The 18,756-nt window shown below is 37.6% G+C and carries 16 protein-coding genes and 1 riboswitch; of the genes, 2 read left to right on the forward strand and 14 right to left on the reverse strand.

Going from position 1 to position 18,756, the window contains the following annotated elements; all coding sequences use genetic code 11:
• Positions 1–3: 3 nt before the first annotated feature.
• The 3 genes from J2S17_RS14610 to J2S17_RS14620 are packed head-to-tail and all read right to left on the reverse strand — an operon-like array spanning position 4 to position 3,140.
• Complete coding sequence (locus J2S17_RS14610; RefSeq protein ID WP_307476069.1) at positions 4–588, reverse strand: CPBP family intramembrane glutamic endopeptidase; 585 nt, start codon at positions 586–588, stop codon at positions 4–6.
• A gap of 9 nt (positions 589–597) precedes the next feature.
• Positions 598–2,091 carry a RecQ family ATP-dependent DNA helicase gene (locus J2S17_RS14615; protein WP_370875031.1) on the reverse strand — a complete coding sequence of 498 codons (1,494 nt, stop codon included), beginning with the start codon at positions 2,089–2,091 and terminating at the stop codon, positions 598–600.
• Positions 2,091–3,140: a YpbB family protein gene (locus J2S17_RS14620; RefSeq protein WP_307476072.1), complete on the reverse strand. Its 1,050-nt coding sequence runs from the start codon at positions 3,138–3,140 to the stop codon at positions 2,091–2,093. Before J2S17_RS14620 ends, J2S17_RS14615 begins: the two co-directional genes overlap by 1 nt.
• Positions 3,141–3,538: 398 nt before the next feature.
• Here J2S17_RS14620 and J2S17_RS14625 point away from each other — a divergent pair, with 398 nt between their 5' ends.
• The gene (locus J2S17_RS14625) at positions 3,539–3,787 is read left to right on the forward strand and encodes a ferredoxin (RefSeq protein ID WP_307476073.1); all 249 of its coding nucleotides are present in this window, start codon (positions 3,539–3,541) and stop codon (positions 3,785–3,787) included.
• Between the two features lie 206 nt (positions 3,788–3,993).
• Here the strand turns inward: J2S17_RS14625 and J2S17_RS14630 are convergent, their stop codons facing one another.
• A complete protein-coding gene (locus tag J2S17_RS14630) occupies positions 3,994–4,578 on the reverse strand; it encodes an ECF transporter S component (RefSeq protein WP_307476074.1) in 585 nt (194 codons plus the stop codon).
• Between the two features lie 160 nt (positions 4,579–4,738).
• Positions 4,739–4,906, reverse strand: a riboswitch (FMN riboswitch).
• A 218-nt stretch (positions 4,907–5,124) separates the two neighbouring features.
• On the opposite strand from J2S17_RS14630, the gene serA reads away from it, so the two are divergent.
• A complete protein-coding gene (gene serA / locus J2S17_RS14635) occupies positions 5,125–6,699 on the forward strand; it encodes a phosphoglycerate dehydrogenase (RefSeq protein ID WP_307476075.1) in 1,575 nt (524 codons plus the stop codon).
• A gap of 147 nt (positions 6,700–6,846) precedes the next feature.
• Here the strand turns inward: serA and J2S17_RS14640 are convergent, their stop codons facing one another.
• The 10 genes from J2S17_RS14640 to J2S17_RS14685 form a co-directional block, all read right to left on the reverse strand.
• A complete protein-coding gene (locus J2S17_RS14640) occupies positions 6,847–7,659 on the reverse strand; it encodes a histidinol-phosphatase (protein WP_307476077.1) in 813 nt (270 codons plus the stop codon).
• Positions 7,660–7,725: 66 nt separating this feature from the next.
• Positions 7,726–8,601 carry a peptidoglycan DD-metalloendopeptidase family protein gene (locus tag J2S17_RS14645; protein WP_307476079.1) on the reverse strand — a complete coding sequence of 292 codons (876 nt, stop codon included), beginning with the start codon at positions 8,599–8,601 and terminating at the stop codon, positions 7,726–7,728.
• 285 nt (positions 8,602–8,886) lie between these two features.
• Positions 8,887–10,155: an RsiX family anti-sigma factor gene (locus J2S17_RS14650; protein ID WP_307476080.1), complete on the reverse strand. Its 1,269-nt coding sequence runs from the start codon at positions 10,153–10,155 to the stop codon at positions 8,887–8,889.
• Positions 10,130–10,681, reverse strand: coding sequence for an RNA polymerase sigma factor SigX (gene sigX / locus J2S17_RS14655; protein WP_307476082.1), 552 nt, complete (start codon positions 10,679–10,681; stop codon positions 10,130–10,132). Before sigX ends, J2S17_RS14650 begins: the two co-directional genes overlap by 26 nt.
• Positions 10,682–10,844: 163 nt before the next feature.
• Entirely contained in the window at positions 10,845–12,620 is a 1,776-nt protein-coding gene (locus J2S17_RS14660) for an ATP-binding protein (protein ID WP_307476084.1), read from the reverse strand.
• On the reverse strand, positions 12,617–13,333 hold the full coding sequence (locus J2S17_RS14665) for a response regulator transcription factor (protein WP_307476086.1): 717 nt from the start codon (positions 13,331–13,333) through the stop codon (positions 12,617–12,619). Before J2S17_RS14665 ends, J2S17_RS14660 begins: the two co-directional genes overlap by 4 nt.
• Positions 13,334–13,465: 132 nt before the next feature.
• Positions 13,466–14,653, reverse strand: a complete 1,188-nt coding sequence (gene ccsB / locus J2S17_RS14670; protein WP_307476087.1) for a c-type cytochrome biogenesis protein CcsB — start codon at positions 14,651–14,653, stop codon at positions 13,466–13,468.
• 13 nt (positions 14,654–14,666) lie between these two features.
• Positions 14,667–16,289 carry a cytochrome c biogenesis protein ResB gene (resB, locus tag J2S17_RS14675; RefSeq protein ID WP_307476090.1) on the reverse strand — a complete coding sequence of 541 codons (1,623 nt, stop codon included), beginning with the start codon at positions 16,287–16,289 and terminating at the stop codon, positions 14,667–14,669.
• A 20-nt stretch (positions 16,290–16,309) separates the two neighbouring features.
• Positions 16,310–16,834 (reverse strand): thiol-disulfide oxidoreductase ResA, encoded by a 525-nt coding sequence (gene resA / locus J2S17_RS14680; protein ID WP_307476092.1) that lies wholly within the window; start codon positions 16,832–16,834, stop codon positions 16,310–16,312.
• Between the two features lie 151 nt (positions 16,835–16,985).
• On the reverse strand, positions 16,986–17,711 hold the full coding sequence (locus J2S17_RS14685) for a pseudouridine synthase (protein ID WP_307476094.1): 726 nt from the start codon (positions 17,709–17,711) through the stop codon (positions 16,986–16,988).
• Positions 17,712–18,756: the final 1,045 nt, after the last annotated feature.

Genomic DNA, 18,756 nt, shown 5'->3' on the forward strand with positions numbered 1-18,756 from the left:
TATTCATCTATTATATTGAGTACGATATTTAATCGATACACCTAGCAAAAAATCAATGATAAAATGCATGAAAATGGTGACTAATAAATTCCCTGTAAAATAATAGATAAAACCGATAAAAAAACTAAGTAAAACAACATTTAAAAATAAAAACCAATTAAATAAGTATCTGTAATGAACTAGAGCGAATATCAGGCTGGATACTACTAGTCCATAGTTTGTTTGTATTACTCCACGAAATAACACTTCTTCACTTATTGCAACGATAAATGTAATGAAGGCAATATGCAACACACTAGGCGAACGAAAAATTCTGTTATTCAGACCTCCGTCATCATAATATTTTTGCGGTAATATTCTCATTAAGAAAACATCAAGCAATACGACGATGACCCCTGCCACACCTCCAATAAGGAATATATTTAGATCATCCCAAATAAATAATTTAGAAAAATCCTCAAAGGTATCAAATAAAAACCAGCCTGCTATTATTGAAATGACTAATAGAAGGATTTGCGTTACATAAAGATGAAATAATAGTTCTCGATCTGACAGCTCATTTACAATATCAGAGTATTTATCCTTCATTTACTTCACTCACTTATTTATCAATATTTCTGCTAATAGCCTTTGCCAATCCGTTTCTTCGTTTCGGTTTTTGACCATCGTTGGATTCCTCATAAAATCCTCTATCGATAATCCACAAGGATCACAACAATTATCTACCCTTATTTTCTGCTCTTCGTCAAAATACTGCAAGATTTTTTTTCTTCTGCAGGACTGAAAATGAATCCAATCATAAACTATTTTAATTTTGTGGCGCTTCACATCCATTTGCTTCAGCATCACATCCTTTAACTCATGAAGAGAATACATATCTTTTCCACTATCAACCGCTACTTGATGAAAGTCCTTTAAAATGCGCCAGTTCGTTTCTGTCAACCCAGCTAAGGTGATCATTTCTGTTTCATAATCATTGAGCTTATTCCAAGCTTCAGGATTTGCCTCCAGCCATTTTATCATCCAGTCTATCTGATTTTCATGAAGCAGTTCCCCTTCGGCAAGCTGAATAGGCAGCTGTTCATCTCCGTTCGCATAGAGAAGTATGGCCAGGCTCCGCTCTCCATCCCTACCTGCACGTCCTATTTCTTGCAAATACGATTCTAATTGCATTGGCATATGAAAGTGAACAACAAAACGAATATTGTTTTTGTTGATTCCCATACCGAAGGCACTCGTCGCACAAATAATATCAAGCTGACCGTAGAGAAATTGCTGTTGAATTAATTTGCGGTTTTCTTGATCAATACCGCCATGATAAGCCATGACCTCACCTAATCCTTCTTTCTTTAAAAGCGCGGCCATTTGTTCAGCCATTTTCTTACTGGAAAAATAAACAATTCCCGGACCTTTTACCACTCGTAGATATTCTATGAGCTTGTCGACTTTATCTTTGTGATGTTCCACTCGATCAACTTTTAATGCAATATTGGGACGATCGACAGAATAAATAAACTCATTCGGATGACTGATTGAAAGCGATTCGATAATATCTATTTTTACTTTATGGGTTGCGGTCGCTGTTAAAGCTAACGTTAGCGGGTTACCCAAACTCTCTCTCACTTCCCCGAGCTTTAAGTAATCCGGCCGAAAATCATAACCCCACTGAGAAATACAATGCGCCTCGTCGATAACGAATAAGGCGATATCCAAGCGTTTAAGATTCTTAATGACGAGATCGACCTTTAACATCTCCGGCGAAATAAAAATGAATTTATAATCATGCAACTGATGTAACGCCCTGTTTTTTTCCTCATAAGATAAAAAAGAATTAAAGGCAATAACCTTCTTTTCTCCAAGCATCATCAACTGTTCAACTTGGTCTTGCATGAGTGATAAAAGCGGAGAAACAATAATTACTGACCCATTCAGCATATATCCTGGTAATTGATAGCACAGTGATTTACCCGTTCCCGTTGGCAGCATACTAATGGTGTGTTCACCTGACATGAGCGAGGCAATTGTTTCCCTCTGACCTGGCCTGAATGTTGAGTGACCAAATATTTTTCGCAGCATTTTTTCCATCATTATCACCGTATCCCATTCTTTGCTAATACTAAACGGATTTCAAAATAATCCGCTTCTGGCACCGATTGGCGGATATGTTTTAATTGTTTGGATGTTAGTTTCTTTGAAGCTTCAACAATTAATTGCTGCTTCAATTGACTAACGTATTGGTCAATTTTGAAATCACTAATATTCAAGGCAATCTCAACAATATGATCTTCAATTGTCCCTCTTTTTAAATTTCTGCTAATGGATATCTCATCTAAAGCAAATCCTTTTTGAATTAATCGATAGGTCCTGCTTGCGGAGATTGTCAGCAATGAGGTCAGCTTATCGACATCAGTCATAAGCCGATTTAAAAGAGGAAACTTTTCTGGTGACTCATCTGCTTTTTGCAAGATGCAATGAAGAATATTAAGAAAATGAATGTGATAAACGTCATTTTCCATTTTAAGTTTTTCCGCTGCTTGACTGGCTGTTAAGCCAATTTTATTAAATCCAGTCAGTCTAATTACAAAGATAACTGGATTGATATCATCATCATGCGATAAACAAGTGTAGAGCTCATTGTATATTCCTTGTGCTAAATCTTCCCTGCTCATTTTAGATTGCACTAAATATTTTTTTAGCCATACATGCAATTCCTTCTTTGTTTGTATCGGTAGATATTTTTGATTCTGTTTATTCAAATGAGAAATAACTTGTACAAGTAAGGATATTCGTTCCCACAACATTCTTGAGTATCGATGGTATCTCCAACCATCCACATATTTAGGCAGGATATTCGCATCAACTGCTTTCCAATGATCCCTTTTTGGTACAACAAAATGAAGATCTTCCTTTTGAATAATCAGTTGCTCATTTTCCATACGTTTAATATAATCTGTAAATTCTTTCCTTGTTAGGGAAGGGAATAGATGAAAAAAAGCAGATAGATGAAAAAGATGAGCATCTTGAATCGTTTGAGAAGTTTTTTTTCCATTGAGTAAATGAAAGACAGAATAGACCGTTCTCTGTCCTTCAATCCTTTGCAAACAATGCAAAATCACTATTTCAGTATACGATAGACTCATCTAACCACCTGTTCCTATATATATTTTCTTTGATTTTTTATGTTGCTGCTACACTAATATCGCATATAAAATACTTGGAAGAGATATGCATACAAAAGGCATTTCAAAAGCATTTTAAAACATTTGCTTTAGACCTTTTCCACTTACTTCACAACGTTTTACACAATGTGACTTCCACTTTCTTTTTATTTTATCACGAAAGAGATCATACGGTCGTTTAATTTCCCTTTTCCTTTAAACAGGAAGCTTTAACCCTCTCACAGTAAGTATTATTAAATTAGATTTATATTGAAATGTTGTCCTTACAGTTTTACAATAGAAATTGTGGTAAGTGTTTCGGCTAAAAAACGCGAAGCAAGAAGATAATTATGGATCTTAATTTTTTAGGAGGTATTTGCATGGCAAAATATACAATTGTTGACAAGGAAACATGTATTGCATGTGGGGCTTGCGGTGCAGCAGCGCCAGATATTTATGACTATGATGATGAAGGCATTGCCTTTGTAACATTAGATGATAATGAAGGAATTGTTGAAATTCCAGATGTATTAATAGAAGATATGATGGATGCTTTCGAAGGCTGCCCAACTGATTCTATTAAAATTGCGGATGAATCATTTGATGGAGACGCGCTTAAATTCGAATAATCATCAACTTTTTCTTTCTTAACCATAGAATGCCCCCTAAATGCGGGGCTTTTTTTTTATTTTGCAATGTATTTGCCCTTGCTTAAATTGCAGTTCAGTTCATTAGTCTTTCAACTTAGTCTGTTCTAGTGTCTATACTCAACATTCGCAAGCGAGCACCTAATTAAAAACAGCAGCCCCACTAAGTCGGGCTGCTGTCCATATATTTAAGCGACTGTATTTAATGCTCTTTGTTTTGTTATCCAAGTGTTCAATTTTGTAAATAACACTAAAAATACAGAAGTGATTAAAATTCCCTTTATAAAATTGAACGGCAAGATAAAAGCGACCACTGTAGACTTCATTTCTGGAGCTGACATAACCGGCATATTTAAAAACATCGTATATGCAGGAAGGAATACATAATAATTAAGTAAGCTCATCGTTACTGCCATAACTCCAGATCCAATGATCAAACCGATCGTCATTCCTTTTTTAGTCTTCAGCTTATTGTATACGTAATAAGTTGGGAGAATAAACATTATCCCTGCAATAAAGTTTGCAACATGACCGACTGGTACACCTGTTGCGCTGCCTGTCATAAAGTAATCCAGGACATTTTTAAACAATTCCACCAAAATACCTGCGATAGGTCCAAAAATTAATGCAGCGATTAAAGCAGGAATATCGCTAAAATCAATCATTAAAAAGTTTGGAAAAGGTGGTAATGGAAAGTTTAGCAGCATTAAAATATATGCGATACTGCTAAGCATACCAATGGCTACAAAAGCTTTGACATTCAGTTTTTTCAATTTCCTCTCTCCTTATTAGGCTATCTCTCCTATAGAAGAAAGGTTCGGCCAAAAGCTTCTTTGCAATAAAAAACCCTCAAGTCATCACTTGAGGGAGAAATCACAAAGGCACTCTTAATAAACGTTCAAATAAATAATATTTTTTGAACGTATGCAGAACCTCCATCTTCTCCCATCCAGACTATACTGTCGGCTTTGGAGTCACACCAAATCCTGCCAAATTGTTGCGTACTTCTAAAAAATGCTAGACGTACTCTCAGGCTCGCGGGCTTAAAGCTCATAGCTTATCACCGCCGGTCGGGAATTTCACCCTGCCCCGAAGATAGACCATATTTTATTGTCACAGCTTTATTATACTGAAAAAAATGTCGCTTGTGAAGTCCTAACTAAAATTTACCTAAAATCGTGAAGAAAGTGAGCATTTCTGATGTTTTATCACATTAAAGCGTTTCCATTGTAAATACAAACAATAATTTGAATTGACAGATAAATATTCGTCTTGTAAAATTATCAGATAATTGGTCCACTATCTTAGGAGGGTTCATAATGTATCAAATTTTAGTTGCAGATAGCATCAACGCAGAAGGCCTGGAACCATTATTAGGATTAAAAGAGGCAGAAATTATCCAGAAGAAAACGAATGATCCAGAAGTCAATTTAGATCAGATTGACGCATTACTTGTACGAAGTGCAACAAAGGTAACGGAAAAGCTACTAAACCAAATGCCAAGTTTGAAAATTATCGCAAGAGCTGGTGTCGGCGTTGATAATATAGATGTGCCTGCAGCTACCAAGAAAGGAATCATTGTTATCAATGCTCCGGACGGTAACACGATTTCAACTGCAGAACACACCTTCGCAATGATGGCTTCATTACTGAGAAACATTCCACAAGCACATAGCTCAGTTAAGAACAAAGAGTGGAAAAGAAATGCCTTTATCGGAACAGAATTATACGGTAAAAGACTCGGCATTGTTGGCATGGGAAGAATAGGTTCAGAAATTGCCAAGCGCGCTAAAGTGTTTGGAATGAACGTTAATGTTTTTGATCCTTTTCTAACAAAGGAAAGAGCAGCAAAGCTTGGGGTGGAATCATCAACTCTCGATGAGTTATTAGTGGCTGCAGACATCATTACGGTACATACACCGCTCACACCTGAAACGAAAGGAATCATTAACGAGGAAGCTTTAAAGAAAACGAAAAAAGGCGTGTATTTACTGAATTGTGCACGTGGCGGAATTATTGATGAACAAGATTTAGCGACATATGTCGGCAACGGACATGTTGGCGGAGTTGCACTTGATGTTTTCGAAACAGAACCTCCTGGAGAGCATCCCCTTTTAAAATATGAGAATGTTATTGTCACTCCACACTTAGGTGCTTCAACAAAAGAAGCACAATTAAACGTTGCAACCCAAGTTGCTAAAGAGGTGCGATACTTTTTCGAAGATCTGCCAGTTTCCAACTCAATAAACCTGCCTGCAATTTCAAAAGATATTTTCGAAAAAATTCAACCGTTCCATCAAATTTCAAAGCAAATCGGCTATATTCTTTCACAATGTGTTAAAGAAGGTGTTCATGAGCTATCTATAACCTACTCTGGTTCAGTGACAAATCTTGAAACATCCTACTTAACAAAAGCTATGCTTTCCGGATTCTTCAAGAATAGAATTGATGTAAATGTCAATGAAGTGAATGCTTTGTTAACAGCAAAAGAAAGAGGCATCACTGTTGGAGAAAAAATCTCTACAGATGCCTTTGGATATGACAATTGCATCACCGTCTCTGCAAAAGGTGAAGAAAATGCCTTTACAGTAAGAGGAACATTCATCGATCATTATGGACCTAGAATCGTGTATTTAAACGGATTTAATATTGATTTCCTCCCTGAAGGCAACCTGCTATACATTCAACATATGGATAGACCTGGTGTCATTGGCCACGTTGGACAAATCCTAGGAGACCAGGGCATCAATATCGCTACGATGCAAGTGGGCCGAAAACAAGCTGGTGGTGAAGCTATTATGGTACTTGCTTTTGATAAACCATTAAACGATCATGCACTTGCTTCTTTAGAGAAACTGGATGAAATAGTTTCAATTAATTCAATTAATTTATAATTAAATGAAAGCGGCTAATCTCATTGGATTAGCCGTTTTTTAATCGTCCAGTTTTTTCATTTAGCCGATTGGGTTAACACATGCAAAAATCCCCCTAAATGACAGACTAATAAACTTGTCCGTTTTTAGGGGGATAATAAAGATTGTTCAACCTAAGGGATATTCTATTCTTTCTCCCTTGGAAAAAGTCATGATGGATGAATAACCCACTTCTTTAGCCAATGCCAATGATTGATCAAAGTCAGCGCCGACATGCTCTGGAAAATGTGCATCTGATGATAAAACGATTGGAATGTTCTTATCAAAGCACTTTTGTAATAGTCTTTTATCTGGGTAAAGATCTCCTACAGGCTTTCTCAAACCTGCACTGCTGATCTCAACACATGTTTTTGAATTAGCTAATGCATCAGTTGCCCGATCATATTGTTCAAGAAGGAATTCTTCATCCTTTGGGACATATTTAAAAATCTTTACAAGATCAAGATGACCAACAATATCAAAAAGGCCGGATTCTGCCAATGTAATTACCTGATCAAAGTATTTAGTATAGATATCATTTATATCTCTGCGATCCCATTCTTTTCGATATTCTGCCAAATCAATGCCGAAATCGCCCACCCAGTGAATTGAACCAATTACATAGTCAAACGCATAAGATTGAATGAACTTTTCCATTTCTGCATGTTTCCCTGGAGTGTAATCCATTTCAATCGACATTTTCACATCCATGTTTTGCTTCCATGCTTCTTGAAAGAGCGCGACATAATCTTTCATGTCATAATAGCGTCTGTCATTCACCCATGAATTTTGCAATATATCGGCCGTTTGATAAAAGTGATAGGCGTGCTCAGAAATGCCGAAGCTTTCAATTCCTTTTTCAGCTGCTGCATCCGTAAACTTTCGCAAATAGTCTATCGCTAATGTGCCATTTTCTAAATGATTATGATAGTCTGTTAACATATGAATAAGCCTCCCCTGAATGTACGTAATTATTATACGCCTTAATGGAGACTCGAACAATTAAATTTATTCATTTTTTTGAATAATCAATACTTGTTGTGGATAAATTGTATCGTTATTAATATGATTCACTTGTACCAATTGATCAATCGGCATATCATATTTTATTGCGATTGCCGTTAATGTGTCACCGCTTCGGACAATATAGGTTGATTCTTCCGCTCTTTTGGGAATGGTCAAGGTTTGACCTAACCCGATTTCCTCATGCAAAAGATTATTCTCATCCATAAGCATCTCCACAGAAATCCCATGCTTCTCTGCAATCGACCAAAGACTGTCTCCTTGCTGAACAAGATAGGGAAGAAACCCATTCTCATCACTCAATGCCTCGTCATCTACCTTTTTTTCTCCTTGACCAGATACAACGACAGCGTGACCGATTTCCTTATCATTAAAGGCAATAAAAGGATCGATGGCATTTTCTTTATTAAAGGTCCATTCGTTCTTATGTATTTCAAAATGCAAATGGACACCTGAAGAGTCACCGGTGTTTCCCATTGCTCCTATTTCTTGACCCGCTGCAACGGCTTGTCCCTCACTTACGACCCGATTTTGCAAATGAGCATAGACCGTTTCTGTTTGATTATCATGACGAATAAACACGACATTGCCATATGAATCTGAGAAATAAGATCTCACAACAATCCCACTATCTACTGCATGAATAGGAGTACCTAATTCTGCAGCAATATCTATACCTTTATGCTGACCCTTCCTTGTGCCAAATGTATCTGTAATGACCCCTTCAGAGGGCCATACCCATTGACTCGTCATTGCTTGAAAATCTGTTTCAGCTTTTGCGCTTTTACCGCCTAAGAATAGAAGGCTCACACAAATCGCCATCACTCCTGCAATTAAAAAACGTCGAATATAATCCTTCAAACCTCTTCCTCCTATATTTCTTTACTGATAATTATTAAAGGTTAGAGTAATTTCCACATTATCGCTCTCCCATTCACCCTATGTACCCTTGTCCCTTTTTAGAACTTTTACACAGGGAGGAGCGCTTAAAAAAGGCACGTTTATTATTATATGATTACTTGCGGGATTTTTATACAAAAAAGCGAAAGTTCCCCAATGATATTTTACAATCTTCTTATACTAAACAAAAAAAAACAGACTTAACTATCATTTAAAAATGATAATTAAGTCTGCATCTACATTTACTTAATTTATCGACCTTTTATTGGCCGCTAAAGGTACTTTTATTTCCTCATTTAGATTAAATGTGCCTATTTGATCTACATCTGCATTCTCCACTCTCACAGCAGTGTAATCAAATTCCTTGGCTGTGAGCAAAATAGCTTCAATGGTATACAAGGTTGATTCATCATTAACTACATCAGAATCATTTGTGAATCTAATAACCAATTGGTCACCTGATGATTCCTCAGCTTCAAAATCAATATCATCTGGAATAGAGGCTTCTAATTTATGAGTATCTATGTTCTTTTTCATAGCTACAAAAGCTTCTTTAACTGAGCTTAATTTATCCCGAAAAGGAACTAAAAATGGCTTGGCATTCAATCCGTCTGGATAATAGAAATAGTATGCAGATTTGCTTGAGCTCTCACCTGGGATAAAGGTTTCTTCTTTTCCATTTCCCAAGTCAATTCCAGGCTGCCCATCCGTCTGCATATTTATTTGCTTGATATCATATGCGTAGAGCATGTCAGACAATGCTGCACCAAAAGAGTTACTTGATGTACTCGATGATAAATTATTATGTTCAGGAACATTAACCGTTAAAACTTGATTAGCAGGGTTTAGTTCTAAATTGGCATCCAACGGATAATAGTCCATCAGCCCCCACTCACTTTCTCTTAATTCATGCATGTATTCCTTAAACAAGTCAAATTTAGACTTCCCTTGTTCCTTCTGAACAAGAATACTAACTGGAACGATATTTTGCACCTGTTTATCTGGTATTTGATAGGTTAATACTTCCTGATCAGCAACTTCATCGTCGTATATTGCTGTTCTCTCATAATTTGTTGAGGCAACATTATAGTTCGTAGGATTATTATCATCCGCAGCCTGCTCTTTGTCTATGGTACTCTCTTCAGGTGCCGATGATTTATCTTCATTCCCAGCGTCGTTATCATCATGATCAGCAGGAGCCGTCTCCTCGTCTTCTTTGCCTTCTTCCTGCATCACAACTTTATCACTACTTGATTGGCTCATTCTTTCCATATTATTTCCAACTGAGCTGTCTGCAGCCTCCTGCCAGTTCAGCATCGTAGGAGCAAGAATAAATATTAAAAGCAAGGCAGCAGCAGTGGCAGCGGAAGGAATGATCCATCTTTTTGATTTTCTTTTACTCATTTTCAATGTGACGCTCTGATAGATCTCTTGCTTGTCTCGATGGTCTTCTACTTTCGGCATTTGCCTTAACAAATCTTCTAGCTGTTCATCGCTCCAATTCTGTTTCCTCACTATCCGATCCCTCCTTATCCATCAAATCCACCATATGCTTCTTCAACACTTTTAGCGCTCTGTGCTGGGTAGTCTTCACTTTACTTTCCGTCCAGCCCAAACTCTCAGCTGTTTCAGCTATAGACATATCTTGTAAATACCGCATCACAATCACCAATCTTTGATCTACCGTACAGACATCCAAGCATTTATAAATCATTTGGGTATTTTCATTTTGCATCGCAATCTCTTCAGGCATTGGATTCTCATCTCTTACCTGCTGCTGTGACCAATCAAATTTTTCGATTATCTTTAGCTTCCAGCCCTTTTGTTTACGAAATGAGTCAATCGCCACATTACGAGCAATAGAAAATAGCCAAGTCTTCTCGCTGCTTTTACCTTCGAATTTATCATAGGACTTTAATACTCTTATATATACTTCCTGCATTAAATCCTCTGCCAATTCTCTGTTTCTGACCATATAAAAAAGAAACTGAAATACATCTTGATGATATTTCGTATATAAGTCATCAAAAACGGAGTTCATCGCTTCCCCTCCCCGTTCTATATTATAGTCGTAAATATGTTTAAAAAAGTTACAATTTAAATATAGTATTAATCATAAAGAAAAGGAAGGATATCTTCCGAAAATCCTTCCTTTTCTTTCATGTTTCCCATGAATCAAGAACAATCGTCAAAGTTCTCTCAGGTTAATCATTATTTCGTGGAATAAAAATGGAAAATGTCGTACCTTGTCCAAGTTTGCTTTGGACCGTAATTTGACCTTTATGTGCATCAACAATATTTTTTGCGATTGCAAGTCCTAAACCCGTCCCAGATCTACCACGCGTTCTTGCTTTATCCGCTTTATAGAAACGTTCAAATACAAAAGGCAAATCTTCTTCAGGAATTCCTGATCCCGAATCAATGACTTCAATTACCAACCCGCGATCATCGCTTTTTTCAGATACAATGACCTTACCATCTTCAGGAGTATGACGAATGGCGTTATCAATTAAATTAGTTAAAACCTGCTCAATTCTATCAGGATCAAAGCTTGCCCATAGAGGTTTGCTTTCCAGTGATTCACTGAGCCTAATATTTTTGTTATTAGCTAATCCTTGGAATTTACGGATAATTTTTCTGATGAAAGGCTTTACATCGATTGCTTCCCTTGTCAGTTGAATATGACCCGCTTCCATTCTCGCAATATCAAGAAGCTCATTGACAAGCCGTCCCATTCTTAATGATTCATCATAGATGACTTTTGCCATTTCCTGCTTCTCTTCTTCCGTTCCAGCAATATCATCAACAATGGCTTCGCTGTAACCTTGCATCATAGCAATCGGTGTACGAAGTTCATGAGAAACATTGGCAATAAAATCTTTGCGAAGTTTATCAAGCTGTCTTTCTTCAGTCATATCTCTGATCACTGCGACAGCACCACGGATAAATTTCTGATTATACAGCGGGCTAATAATCATAACCCAGTTTCTTCCTTGCACATTGATTTCACCAATTTGCTCTTCCTCAGTCTCAACAGCAGTCAAAAAGAGCTCCATAACAAGTGGTGGAACCATTTTGTTATTATCGTTTTCTTGTTCATAATACCAGCTATGGAGAAAACGTTCGGCCGGCGGGTTCGTAATTAGTATGGCACCATCCTTATTAAATGTGAAGACACCATCGGCCATACTGCTAAGAATACTCGCCAGCTGCTCTTTTTCCTGGCTTAGCGCATCCATATTGTATTTCAACTGTCTTCCCATCTGATTGAAAGCTATCGCCAATTCACCAATTTCATCATTGGATAAAAAAGGAACCTTCGTATCAAAATTCCCCTTAGCTGCTGCTGACACAGCTTCCTTCATCTTTCTTAGGGGCGCTGTAATTCTCGTTGATAAAAAGAAAGCAAAGACCGTTGTTAAGATAATTGCTACACCCGCTGCAAGGAAAATGAATTTTGTTGTTGACTGAGTGGTTTCTTGCATAACCTCGAGAGACTGGTAGATAAAAACAGCTCCATCCTCTGTATTCGATTCTGGCAGAGGTACGCCAATAATTAACACATCAGGATTATCGAGGTCTTCATCATCCTGTGTGAAATAAGAGGATACTTTATTTACCGGTTTATTCTCCGTAAATACTGCATTTAATCCCTTATCTTCATACAGATACGATAGAGGAAGCTCGAAAGTCTCATTCTTATTTGGAGAATAATAATATTCGTCATCTCCCTTGATGATAATTATTTTCGTATTTTCATCAACTAACTCCCAGGCAATCTCTAACCCAACTTCGAGATCATGTTCATCTAAAATACGAGCGATTTTATTAGCTGTATTTGTAAGTCCTTTTTCTATTTGGTTAATATGATAATTATCAAAAAACTCCAGAAGCATCACGGTTAGAATAAATAGAACGAATGATACGAGTAGTAAAAAAGTAGCCCATAATTTACCTACTACACTGCGCCAAAGTCTCATTCATTAATAACCTCAAATTTATAACCCACACCCCATACTGTAACAATCATTCTAGCCGCCTGCTCTGAAACTTTATTAAGCTTTTCACGCAAGCGTTTCACATGTGTATCCACTGTTCTTAGGTCTCCAAAGAATTCATAATGCCATACTTCTTTAAGCAACTGCTCCCTGTCAAATACTTTGTCAGGCGCCTTTGCAAGGAAATACAGAAGCTCGTATTCCTTCGGCGTCAAGCTTACTTCCTTACCATCAGCAAGGACGCGATGTGCATCATTGTCAATCGTTAAAAATGGGAACACAATGACGTCTTTGGCAGAAATTTCAGGCTGTACAAATGTTGCTTTTGAAGAACGCCTAAGTAATGCCTTCACACGAAGCACGACTTCTCTGGGACTGAAGGGCTTCACGATATAATCATCCGTTCCCGCTTCAAACCCCTGCACTCGATTGACCTCTTCCCCTTTAGCAGTAAGCATAATAATCGGCGTGGCTTTTTTCTCCCGCAGCTCTTTACATACCTCAATTCCATCTTTACCAGGCATCATTAAATCTAGGAGAATGATATCATAATCATTCTCTAAAGCCTTTTCAAGCGCTGTTTCCCCATCCTCAGCTTCTTCAATAAAATAATCTTCTCTTTCTAGATACATTTTTAATAAACGGCGGATTCTTTCTTCATCATCTACGACTAAAATTTTAATATCTTTTTCCATGGCTATAAACATCTCCCTATAAAGTTGATGAGTCCCTGACTTTTTAAAGAAAAAAGCCTTCACTTCACTATAGTGAAGTGAAGGCATACTAGTCTACCTTAGTGATTATTTGAGTAACTTGAATGACTATTATTATGAACCTGCATAAGAATGAAGTCCAGCAATAACAAGGTTCACGACAATAAGGTTAAACATGATTATGATAAACCCTATGACGCCAAGCCATGCTGATTTATTACCATGCCAGCCTTTTGATAAGCGCAGATGCAAGTAAGCTGCATAAAATAACCATGTAATAAGAGCCCATACTTCTTTAGGATCCCATCCCCAGAAACGCGACCATGCGATTTGCGCCCAAATCATCGCAAAGATTAATGCACCTAATGTGAATATCGGGAACCCGATTAAAACAGAGCGGTAGCCAATTTCATCTACTAAATCTAGATTCACACGTTTGGTTAGAGATTGCAATGACTCTGCAATACGCTTACGGAAAAGCAATCTAAATAGTAAGTAAAGAACCGTTCCTGTAATTAATGACCAAATAACAGTATTAAGTTTCTTCGCATCTATTATTGCTGGTGTTTCGACAAGCGGTGAAAATTTGTCTGGTGTTAAATGTTCACCTTCATGCGGCCCAACTAATGCAGGTAAGTGAAATTCCTGTACAGATTCAACATTATTGTTATCAATCCAGTTGAAGTCCGACTTATACCCTGCGGCAGAGAAGACTGTTGAAATTACCACAAAGCCAAGCGTACATACAAGTCCAAATAGAACTGCTTCCAGCCAAAAAGCTTCCTTATTCTTTTTTGAATGATCCACAGCTTTGATTAAGTAAATAAGCCCAGCTATAAAGCTGATTGCTAGTATCGCCTGCCCTAAAGCGGCCGTTGTTACGTGAATATGTAACCAATTACTTTGCAAAGACGGAACCAGTGGGGAAATATCCCTCGGGAACATCGCTGCATATGCAATTAATAACATCGCTACTGGTAAAGTAAATAATCCAAGTGCTGCTAATTTATAAATGAAATAAATAACAATAAATGCTCCAACAAGACACATGCCAAAGAATGTAGTGAATTCAAATAAATTACTTACAGGTGCATGGCCTGCTGCAATCCATCTCGTGATAAAGTATGAAACTTGAGATAGGAATCCGGCAATGGTAATGCCAACTCCTATCTTTGCCCATTTATTCGGACCATGTTCTTTTTCTCTGCCTCTTTTATCCTTAATAGAACCTGCAAAGAATACCGTTCCTATTAAGTAAAGAAGGAAGGCAATAAATAATAAATTTCCACTTAAACTAACCATCCATTATTCCTCCTTACTTTTCTTTTTCATCCAATTGATCTTTAGGTTCTTCTATCCCTGTTCCCTGTAGAATTCCTGTGATTTCCCGCTTGAGTCCGTGCCAATTCTTATTCGTATGACCTGCAACCCAAACTTCACCATCTACTCTGCGAAGCCAAATGCGGCGATGATTCCAATAAGCTCCTTGAATGACACCGATCATAAAGATAAAGCCTCCGACTGCCAGTATGCCCAGCGTCAAATCTTTTCTGACAGTAATGGCTGATACATTCTTAGTCTCAACGCCCTTAAATGTCATTTTAAAATCATTATCACCAAACGGCTCTATTGTTTGTTTAATCGCAACAAAGCTTACTTCTCCATCCGGCTTCTCAGGTGTGAACATTTTAAAAACGAAAGCAGGATTATTTGGAATTCTGGATTTTGTTACTGGCTCAGAATTTTCATCAAATTCAAAATCAGGGAAGTAACTAAGAACTTCTACTTTATAACCTTCGCCCAGATCATACTCATCCTGTGGGTTATATAAGTCGATTGTTAAATCGCCCAACGCTTCATTTGTTTCTTTATTCGTTAGAGCAAAATGCATTTGATTTAATTCATCGAGCTTATAGCTTTGCTGGTATAAGGCAAACTGTTCAAATTTTAAAGGTTCATTTACGCGTAGTTCATAATCTTCTACCTTATCTAAAATCGGTTCTTCTCCAGCTACTGTCTCCGCTGATTTTTTGTACAATGTAGTATCTGTTTGGAAGTTCTTTGCTACCATGCCGTTGTTTTCAATTGCATTGGCAAACGCCTCATTGTCGCTATCCTTGTCATATACTTCAAGAACGAACTTATGATTCTCCAAATAGTATTCTCCATTTGTTTCTGGAATGACTGCTGTTTCGCCTTCACGAACCCATAATAATTCATCCACATACATTCCTGGTACAAATCTCATCATGCCGCCAATTAAAAAGATGATAAGTCCGATATGGTTTATATAGGGGCCCCATCTGGAGAATCTCCCTTTTTCCGCTAAAATGTCACCGTTTTCTTCTCTGATTTTATAGCGCTTACTTTCAAGCTTTTCTTTTACTAGTTCATAAGAATGATCTAACTCATCTACTTTAGAAATCCCAAACAGTCTTTGACGCTTTAAAAAACCTTCATGTCTGCTAACCTTCTGGTTTTTCAAGGCTCTGTATAGTGGAATTACCCGATCAAGACTGCAAATTACCAGTGAGATGCCAATCGAGGCAATTAAAACAAGATACCACCATGAACTATATAAATTATGAAGACCTAGAACATAATAAAGTTTTCCAAGAAAGCCGTATTGGCTTTCATAGTAGATTGAAGCTGGTTCAGTCGTTGGAATATACATTTCCTGCGGGAATATAGTACCAATCGCAGATGCAGCTAATGTAATAATAATGAGGGTAACACCCACTTTAACAGAGGAAAAGAAATTCCATATTTTATCTATAATCGTCTTGTTATATGTTTGAGAGCGTCTAGCACTCCCCTCATAACGCATATCAACGACTTTTTTGCTCTTCTCTTCCTCTACTAAAACTCGTCCACAAGATTCACAAAGTACTGTACCATGCGGATTCACGTGCCCACATTCACATTTTACCTGTTTCATCGTCAAAAACTCCCCATAAGCTATGGTTTAATCTGTTCCATAAATTCTCTTACCATAGATTCTGTTAATGTCCCCGTGTGATATTTAACCACTTTTCCCTCTGGATCAACTAAAAAGGTAGCTGGTAACGGACCAATCCCATAAGCATTTCTAACTTGCCCATCTTTATCAATGACGACCGGAAAATCGAGATTATGCCTATCTAAAAATTTACTGACAGCTAAATTAGACTCACTTATATTAATCGCTAACGTTTGTACCCCTTGGTCTTCAAATTGCTTATACTGGTTGTTTATGTACGGCATTTCTTTTTCACATGGCTTGCACCATGTACCCCAAAAATTCAAAAAAACGCCTTGTCCTTTATAATCCGATAAACGATGGCTTTCGCCTTCCATGTCGACAAGAACAAAATCAGGTGCTTCCTTTCCCATTTCCACTTTATGAACTTTATCTTTGCTAAAGTTCGCATACAAAGTGTAGGCAACGGCTGCTCCCAATATTAGTAGTATAACCGTTCTCATTACCAGCCGTCGTTTTTTCATGAAAATTCCCCCTAATAAATCCACTAGGTTTTTATACGTTATTTTAATCAATTTTGGTATTTATTATATCATTACTTAAAATATTTAGATTGTAAACGATGTGAAGTAACTGTGACACTTCTATGAATTTTAGTCCAGTTTTTTCCTAATATTATTTCTTCTTACTTGCAATCGCTCTTAATTGCTTTACTTCATGTGCAGTAAGCTCTCTACCTTCACCAGCAGTTAAGCCTTGCAAGGTAAGTGATGCGTATCTTTCCCGCTTGAGCTTTAAGACCGGATGCCCAACTGCCTCCATCATCCTTCTTACTTGATGGTTGCGGCCTTCATGAATGATTATTTCAATGATTGCCGTCTGTTTCTTTTTATCAGTCGAAAGCACTTTTGTCTTGGCAGGTGCCGTTTTCCCATCCTCTAGCTTTACACCTTTTTGCAGTTTACGAAGGGCCTCTTTTGATGGGATCCCCTTCACTTTTGTTACATATACCTTCTCCACTTCACTTTTCGGGTGCATAAGCAAATTAGCGAAGTCGCCATCATTTGTCATAATCAATAGCCCGGAAGTATCGTAATCCAGTCTTCCTACTGGATAAACCCTTTGCTCGACCTCAGAAAAATAATCTGTCACGACTGGTCTGCCTTTGTCATCAGATACCGCAGATAGTACACCTCTTGGCTTATACAGTAGAAAATAAACAGGCTGCTCCCTCTCAACAGGAATGCTGTCAACTTCCACTTTATCAGATGGGGATACTTTTACCCCTTGTTCTTTTACAATTTGTCCGTTTACCTTTACATGTCCTTCCGCAATAAGCTGTTCAGCCTTCCTGCGTGAAGCAATCCCTGCATGGGCAATGACTTTTTGTAACCTTTCCATAATCAGTCACCTCTAAATCTCGTATTTCGTTCAATAAACAATTATCTATCCTTATGAATTATGCCACAACTTTACTCTTTTTCAAAGCACACTTACTGGGAATTAGAAAAGCGGAGGAGGCTTGCCAGGGGCGACAAGCTTAAGATAGGCCCCCGGAAAGGTTGGTTTTCACCTTTCTTGGGGCCTATCTTAAGACCTCGAGCCCCTAGCCACCGCAGCTGTACAATGAAAAGCGGAGGCGACTGCTTAGCCCCGACATGCATAAGACGTGAATGAAATGAAGGTGTTCTTTGCCTTCAATTCATTCGTGGCTTATGACCTCGAGGGGACTAGGAGCCAGAGCAGGATTATGACAAGCAGAGGAGGCTAATCACCTCCAACGCGAATGAAATATCATCTTGATAGGCTAGTTGGTCAGAAAAAAGCAGAGAGTAGAGCCTGGATTGTCTGACATATTGAAAAAAGACACTATTATAAGTGTCTTTTTGATTGTATACTAATTCGCAAATGATGTTTGTTCATTTAGAGCTCATTGAAGGCAGCATTGTTGTGGTTTTCGTTCATGATCTTTGATTTATTTGCTTGGTTGTATTTGGATATGAATTATATCAGCGACTTTTTTAATTTGTCGGCGATTATTCCAATATATCAGCGACTTTTCGTTTATATCAGCGATAATCTTATTTTATCGGCGTTTTTTCAATACGCACCTCAATCGCTCGCTTTGTGCTGCTGTTTCAGCTCAGCATCAGGGATCATTTCACTTATTTTTATTTGATTGGAAATTATATCGGCCACTTTTCAAATTATATCAGCGATTATTTCAATATATCAGCGACTTTTCGTTTATATCAGCGATAATCTTATTTTATCGGCGTTTTTTCAATACGCACCTCAATCGCTCGCCTTGTGCTGCTGTTTCAGCTCAGCATCAGGGATCATTTCACTTGTTTTTTTTTGATTGGAGATTATATCGGCGACTTTTCAAATTATATCGGCGATTATTTCAATATATCAGCGACTTTTCGTTTATATCAGCGATAAT

Source organism: Cytobacillus purgationiresistens (assembly GCF_030813235.1).
GTDB lineage: Bacteria > Bacillota > Bacilli > Bacillales > Cytobacillaceae > Cytobacillus > Cytobacillus purgationiresistens.

Excerpts from the sequence above, each read along its gene's own strand:
- J2S17_RS14625 (WP_307476073.1), top strand. The coding sequence starts at position 3,539 with ATGGCAAAATATACAATTGTTGACAAGGAAACATGTATTGCATGTGGG.
- sigX (WP_307476082.1), bottom strand. The coding sequence starts at position 10,681 with ATGAACTCCGTTTTTGATGACTTATATACGAAATATCATCAAGATGTA.
- J2S17_RS14610 (WP_307476069.1), bottom strand. The coding sequence starts at position 588 with ATGAAGGATAAATACTCTGATATTGTAAATGAGCTGTCAGATCGAGAA.
- J2S17_RS14660 (WP_307476084.1), bottom strand. The coding sequence starts at position 12,620 with ATGAGACTTTGGCGCAGTGTAGTAGGTAAATTATGGGCTACTTTTTTA.
- J2S17_RS14620 (WP_307476072.1), bottom strand. The coding sequence starts at position 3,140 with ATGAGTCTATCGTATACTGAAATAGTGATTTTGCATTGTTTGCAAAGG.
- J2S17_RS14685 (WP_307476094.1), bottom strand. The coding sequence starts at position 17,711 with ATGGAAAGGTTACAAAAAGTCATTGCCCATGCAGGGATTGCTTCACGC.
- resB (WP_307476090.1), bottom strand. The coding sequence starts at position 16,289 with ATGAAACAGGTAAAATGTGAATGTGGGCACGTGAATCCGCATGGTACA.
- ccsB (WP_307476087.1), bottom strand. The coding sequence starts at position 14,653 with ATGGTTAGTTTAAGTGGAAATTTATTATTTATTGCCTTCCTTCTTTAC.
- resA (WP_307476092.1), bottom strand. The coding sequence starts at position 16,834 with ATGAAAAAACGACGGCTGGTAATGAGAACGGTTATACTACTAATATTG.
- J2S17_RS14640 (WP_307476077.1), bottom strand. The coding sequence starts at position 7,659 with ATGTTAACAGACTATCATAATCATTTAGAAAATGGCACATTAGCGATA.
- serA (WP_307476075.1), top strand. The coding sequence starts at position 5,125 with ATGTATCAAATTTTAGTTGCAGATAGCATCAACGCAGAAGGCCTGGAA.
- J2S17_RS14665 (WP_307476086.1), bottom strand. The coding sequence starts at position 13,333 with ATGGAAAAAGATATTAAAATTTTAGTCGTAGATGATGAAGAAAGAATC.